The organism is Frankia sp. CcWB2 (assembly GCF_977927585.1).
In genome coordinates this window covers 1-836 of record NZ_CDWRCM010000070.1, presented here as the reverse complement: position 1 = coordinate 836, position 836 = coordinate 1, and the positions used below count along the sequence as shown (strand labels likewise).

At 72.8% G+C, this 836-nt stretch carries 2 protein-coding genes and 1 pseudogene; 1 reads left to right on the top strand and 2 read right to left on the bottom strand.

The window, feature by feature from the left end; translation table 11 throughout:
• Positions 1 to 9: 9 nt before the first annotated feature.
• A complete protein-coding gene (locus ACY45C_RS09725; protein WP_462187309.1) occupies positions 10 to 240 on the top strand; it encodes an FmdB family zinc ribbon protein in 231 nt (76 codons plus the stop codon).
• A gap of 55 nt (positions 241 to 295) precedes the next feature.
• On the opposite strand, the gene ACY45C_RS09720 is transcribed toward ACY45C_RS09725, so the two are convergent.
• Both ACY45C_RS09720 and ACY45C_RS09715 read right to left on the bottom strand, forming a co-directional pair.
• On the bottom strand, positions 296 to 547 hold the full coding sequence (locus ACY45C_RS09720; protein ID WP_011434801.1) for a hypothetical protein: 252 nt from the start codon (positions 545 to 547) through the stop codon (positions 296 to 298).
• Between the two features lie 29 nt (positions 548 to 576).
• A pseudogene (locus tag ACY45C_RS09715) lies at positions 577 to 836 on the bottom strand (hypothetical protein); the annotation flags it as partial.

Below are 836 nucleotides of genomic sequence, written 5' to 3'. Positions count from 1 at the left end.
CCTGGTGCCGTGCCTGCCTATGACTACCGCTGCCGGGTATGTGACGCATCGTTCGAGGTCCGCCGCAGCATGCACGGGTCCGTGCCGGACAGCGCGGTGAGCTGCCCCTCCGGACACACCGAGACCTCGCGGATCTTCTCTGCGATCGCCGTCAGCCGCGGCTCGGCCACGCCGGCTCCGGCCACGGCCGCGCCGTCCGCCGGCGGGGGCGCGTGCTGCGGCGGTGGCTGCTGCGGCTGACGCCACCGTTCGCCCTGACGCCCCCGTTCATCCGGGGTGGCTCACCCGGGGTGGCTCACCCGCGGTGGCGATGGATGCCCGCGGCCTGCGATTTCGTCGGCCCACGCGCCGCCCGGGTCCGCGGGCCGACATCCACCTGACGGTCCCGCTGGCCGCCGCACGCGGCGGCCCGGTCCTCCACCAGCCGCCGTCGCAACAGCCGCAGGGTATCTTCCCGCTCGGTCTGATCCAGACCGGCGACGAGGGTCTGCAGCAGATCACCTGATCCGGGTCGTTGGTCGCCATAGCCGAACCCACTCGTACCCATGGGCGTGTCCTACCCAGGCCACCGGCGTGTCACGCAGTCCCGGGCCCACGGGAACAAGGCACCGGGCCACCGTCGTCTCCGCCACGCCTCCCGCACCCCCGCAGCACCCCCCGCAGCCGAGCGCGGACGACCCGGCGATCGATGGCCCGCGGGCCGAGCACCATGATCCATGCGATACCCAGCGCCCACAAGCCGGCGAGGGCACCGAAGGCAAAAACGTTGAAGGCTCCGATCATCGCGAAGCCGACGAGCAGCAGAACGCTCGCGGCGAGCCCGCCACCCACGGGTG

Excerpts from the sequence above, each read along its gene's own strand:
- ACY45C_RS09720 (WP_011434801.1), bottom strand. The coding sequence starts at position 547 with ATGGGTACGAGTGGGTTCGGCTATGGCGACCAACGACCCGGATCAGGT.